Raw genomic sequence first — 4,219 nt, 5'->3', positions numbered from 1 at the left:
ATTCCAATAGTTTTAACGTTCATGATAGCAGCGCTCCGTTCAATGAGTGACGATTTATCGTCCCACTGTGGCACAAGAGATGGGAGGCGACCATTCCATTAACAAAGCCGGCGCCAGCGCTACAGCCACCTTTTGCCCGATGAAATACAACGTTCAGTCAGTAAACCTGATGCTGTCATCCCTGTTGTGGTATCTGACATGTCCCTGTCACATCATGCAGTACCACACTATGAACCATCCGGTTCCGCTTACGGTGAGGTGATGACCTGCGAAGTGGCTGTCGGGAGCGCCAGTCTGCGCCTGACAGGGAACTTATCTCCCGCTATCCTGAAAACACTGCTTCGCGAACTGACCGGGAGGGGACGATGATCTCCCTCCCGTCTGGCACCCGTATCTGGCTGGTCGCCGGCGCCACCGACATGCGTAAATCCTTCAACGGTCTGGGCGAGCAGATACAGCACGTACTGGATGAGAACCCCTTCTCCGGCCACCTGTTCATCTTCCGTGGCCGCCGGGGTGATACCGTCAAAATTCTCTGGGCAGATGCGGATGGACTGTGCCTCTTCACCAAACGCCTTGAGGTTGGTGAACTTCTGCCGTGGAACGTGGCTATACCTGCCTGACCAGTATCAATACGGCGTCCGGTTAACGCTTACAGACCTTCAGCCCGGTGGAATCAATCACCAGATGCGCGATTTCACCCCGGGTGAACGTTTTGAAACTGACATTAACCGACTTTGCGCGCTTGCTGACACTGGTGTAATCCGGGCAGCGCAACGGAACATTCATCAGTGTAAAAATGGAATCAATAAAACCCTGTGCAGCCCGCAGGGTCAACCTGAACACGCGTTTAATGACCAGAACGGTGGTGATGGCGAGATCAGAATAGCGCTGAGGTCTTCCCCGTGATGAAGGCGTTGCCGACTCATACCAGGCCTGAATAGCTTCATCATCCAGCCAGAAAGTTATGGAGCCACGGTTGATGAGGGCTTTATTGTAGGTGGGCCAGTTGGTGATTTTGAACTTTTGCTTTGCCACGGAACGGTCTGCGTTGTCGGGAAGATGCGTGATCTGATCCTTCAACTCAGCAAAAGTTCGATTTATTCAACAAAGCCGACGCAGGTAAAAGATGTATCCAGCGTGTATATTCCATCAATGGCTTAATGACCAGATTAGTGAAGGTATAGGCCTCCTCACTCAGGTCTGAATTTGGCAAACCGATATACATATTAATTTCCTGTAACCGGTTAGCATGTACAGATAGAATCTCACGCTCTGAAAAGAGTGTTATACCCGCAGGCTTACTTGGACAATCAAGATAGCTTTGCACATCCTTGTTAGGCGTGTGCGGGATATCGTACTCATCATCTGTATAAAAAACAATATCGTGGTCAGGCCCTCCGAAGAGGGCGACCCTAATTTTTAAAAAAATCCTGGATATAATACTCATATCAACCTGTGAGTTATTGTACCGAAACAGGAGTAGCAGAAGGCTGTGTTTTGTCAGATGGTTTACCGGTGCCAGCTGCTGCTTCTGGTTTTAATGTCGGCTCACTGCCAGCATCAGCAGAACTGTCACTGTGACCGGACTGAACAGGGGCTTTAGTTTCGAGACTGGCAATATAAAGTTCCACCGATTTAAACCGCTTAATGTTCTGAATGAATGGCAATGCGTCGTATTTTCCATTCACTCGGTTTTCAGCGTTCAGTATTTTAGTTATGTTGTCCATCGCAACCCGCAGTGAGCTCAGGAGTTGCAGGATAATTCGGTCATGAACCTGTTGTGATATCTGACCGTATAACCACAACTGATGTGCCTGACGAGTCAGGACGTTGATGGTCTGGATAATATCCAGCAATTTATAGGTCATTGGGTGGTTCCAGCGAATTTCAAATTCACCATAGTCGAACCCTTCGAATGAAGAATCATCCAGAGGCAGTCGGGCGACATTTTTGTCAATCTGCGCTTTGAAGGTATTTACATTACCCGACAGTTCTTCGTAAACACCGGAGAGCCATTTCTGAACTTTAGTGCTTGTCGCCTGGTCACCTTCTACCAGGCGGAAAATATTATAAATGGCATTGGAGATGGCGTTAAACTGGCGCAGGCAGGCTCTGTTTTTTTCATGAAAGTGCGTATAGAACTCACTTGAAAGTGGCTTTAGTTTTGAAATGACCATCCCTAACGGTCGGTTATTGCCAGTGTTTCGTTGATTGCGCGGTTCAGTTTTTGGGGATGCGTTGTCAGCCATTATATTAACCTCTTCAGTTTTTACAGTCTTTTGATGTCGGCCAGTTTTCGTTGATGGAATTCCGCGAGGAGATCACGGATTGGTTTAATTTTGTTTTCTGTTTCCTGGATCATCTCCAGTTCCCAGTCCAGAGCATTTTTAAAACAACTAACGCTGTATCCTCCGAGTTTAGGTTTAACAACCACGCCATGATGTTCAATTTTGTTTTTGAACCTAGGCGAAAAATCTTTCCATACAATTGTCAGTTTTTGCGACGATCCAACCTTTCTCAGCACAGGAGCAAAACGACCAGTTATAAACCTTCCCCCGTTTGCATACGTGGTCTGGGATATCAGTTGGTTTCGTGCCTTCCAGGCCTCCCAGTATTCATCCAGAATTTTAGAAGCCTCCGATTTCAGTAACTCGATATAGCGAACCGAGTTCTCGATAACGATTTCCTGATGTGCCGTAATTATCGGGTTCATATCAACTCCTCCAGCAACACAGACTACAGGAATCCAAACAGATTTTTCTGAACTAACAAGGGCGTTTGCATTTTTTTTTTAAATTTTTTTGTGCTCATGCCGTCGGCTAAAAAAAGTAACTTTTTTGTGAGCACGTCCAACAACCTCTGCCTGTGGCCCGCACGGTGTGCGATCCATCCCCGGAAAACCACTTCACGCAAACTTGGAGATGGAAAAAGTAACTTTTTTGCTAACCAGTAATAGGTACCCTTATACATAAGTAACTATTTGCAAAAAAAGTACTAATGAAAGTGTAGGATTCCAGTCCTGCCATTAGTACCTTTCACAGGAAAAAGTACTAATGAAAATCTATCCTCATTAGTACTTTTTTGATGAAAAGGTACTAATGAAACCGAGCGAAACTGTGCAGTTTCTATAAAAAGTGCCTAATGTTATAAGTACCAGTACAAGGTAAAAGGACAGTGATTTTTTATAATTTAGTATCTAATAATATTAGTACTTGTTTTTTTGGGTAGTGTCTCTAAGATGGCTTTGATATAATAACAGCCCTTAAGTAACCGTATGTAGCGCGATTTAAAAGTACTCTGGAGAGCGTATGGACGTACAACCCAACGTACAGACTGACACGGTCATTAAGGCGTTTCTCCGCTCGGAGTTGCAGTTGATACGTAGTCAGAAAAAACTACTCAGTGTGTTGCCTCGTGATCTCGCGTCGGACTACCGCTATATACCGGAGAACCTGCTGGAGCGTTTTTTCCATCCCGCCACTGATGCGCGTCTAAATAGAATTGCCCTGTCAGAAGCCAGACCAGGTAGCCTGCTAGTTCCCCGTGTCAACGGGAAGCCTGTTTTATGGGGTGAGTTAATAAAATTAATCCTGGATGACTCTCAGTTACTGAAGTTTGAAACGTACGGCAGACCTTTTGACAGTACCGAGATGAAACCAAATGAGCCATGCGAATTATTGAGCGGGAAGCAGTATGTTTATAAACCCGTCGACCTTGAGTTATTCAGGAAAAACATCGTCTCTATACAGATGAATTTCCTGGTCAATCTATGGAATCTGGCCAGATTTAAACCGGCTTATGTCAGGGCTTATTTGGCTCTGTCTAATGACGCTTTTCAGATGCTCCTCGATACAGAGATATCCGCCTTTGTTGAGGTGACAAATGTGGTTCTCTTTCCCCGGTTTATAACCTATGATGTCGGACGACGTGATCACAAAGTATAAGCATGGGGTTACGAGATTATGGCTGATGTTCTGGAAGGTTTCATCCCAAAGGAAAATATGGAAAACTTACGAGTTGAATTTGCTCTTAAAGATTCATATGAGAAGCTAAAGTTATTTTAGCGGTTTCTGGATGCTATAAAAGTTAACTAGCTTCACTCATTGGGTGATGCTGCCAACTTACTGATTTAGTGTATGATGGTGTTTTTGAGGTGCTCCAGTGGCTTCTGTTTCTATCAGCTGTCCCTCCTGTTCAGCTACTGACGGGGTGGTGC

General features: G+C 45.4%; 5 protein-coding genes and 2 pseudogenes. 3 read left to right on the top strand and 4 right to left on the bottom strand.

What is annotated here, in order from left to right; all coding sequences use genetic code 11:
• Positions 1–365: 365 nt before the first annotated feature.
• Positions 366–596: pseudogene (tnpB, locus tag ACLH1I_RS26355) on the top strand (IS66 family insertion sequence element accessory protein TnpB); the annotation flags it as partial.
• Between the two features lie 61 nt (positions 597–657).
• Here tnpB and ACLH1I_RS26350 read toward each other — a convergent pair.
• The 4 genes and pseudogenes from ACLH1I_RS26350 to mobI all read right to left on the bottom strand — a co-directional run.
• Positions 658–1,083, bottom strand: a pseudogene (locus ACLH1I_RS26350) (IS5/IS1182 family transposase); the annotation flags it as partial.
• A 1-nt stretch (position 1,084) separates the two neighbouring features.
• Positions 1,085–1,450 (bottom strand): hypothetical protein, encoded by a 366-nt coding sequence (locus ACLH1I_RS26345; protein WP_023288263.1) that lies wholly within the window; start codon positions 1,448–1,450, stop codon positions 1,085–1,087.
• A 13-nt stretch (positions 1,451–1,463) separates the two neighbouring features.
• The gene (locus tag ACLH1I_RS26340; protein ID WP_411302951.1) at positions 1,464–2,252 is read right to left on the bottom strand and encodes a hypothetical protein; all 789 of its coding nucleotides are present in this window, start codon (positions 2,250–2,252) and stop codon (positions 1,464–1,466) included.
• 20 nt (positions 2,253–2,272) lie between these two features.
• Positions 2,273–2,716 (bottom strand): conjugative transfer protein MobI(A/C), encoded by a 444-nt coding sequence (mobI, locus tag ACLH1I_RS26335; protein WP_048298738.1) that lies wholly within the window; start codon positions 2,714–2,716, stop codon positions 2,273–2,275.
• Between the two features lie 595 nt (positions 2,717–3,311).
• On the opposite strand from mobI, the gene ACLH1I_RS26330 reads away from it, so the two are divergent.
• Positions 3,312–3,947: a hypothetical protein gene (locus ACLH1I_RS26330; RefSeq protein WP_223790110.1), complete on the top strand. Its 636-nt coding sequence runs from the start codon at positions 3,312–3,314 to the stop codon at positions 3,945–3,947.
• A gap of 217 nt (positions 3,948–4,164) precedes the next feature.
• A partial coding sequence (locus ACLH1I_RS26325) for an IS1 family transposase (protein ID WP_129692851.1) occupies positions 4,165–4,219 on the top strand: 55 nt, incomplete at its 3' end.

The sequence above is a fragment of the Klebsiella sp. 1SOBk10mer genome (assembly GCF_046602535.1).
In the GTDB taxonomy this organism is placed as follows: Bacteria; Pseudomonadota; Gammaproteobacteria; order Enterobacterales; family Enterobacteriaceae; genus Klebsiella; species Klebsiella quasipneumoniae.
Note: the sequence above shows the minus strand (reverse complement) of the source record. Positions and strands in the feature narration are given on the sequence as shown.

Coding starts and splice junctions, on each gene's coding strand:
- ACLH1I_RS26345 (WP_023288263.1), bottom strand. CDS start 1,450: ATGAGTATTATATCCAGGATTTTTTTAAAAATTAGGGTCGCCCTCTTC.
- ACLH1I_RS26340 (WP_411302951.1), bottom strand. CDS start 2,252: ATGGCTGACAACGCATCCCCAAAAACTGAACCGCGCAATCAACGAAAC.
- mobI (WP_048298738.1), bottom strand. CDS start 2,716: ATGAACCCGATAATTACGGCACATCAGGAAATCGTTATCGAGAACTCG.
- ACLH1I_RS26330 (WP_223790110.1), top strand. CDS start 3,312: ATGGACGTACAACCCAACGTACAGACTGACACGGTCATTAAGGCGTTT.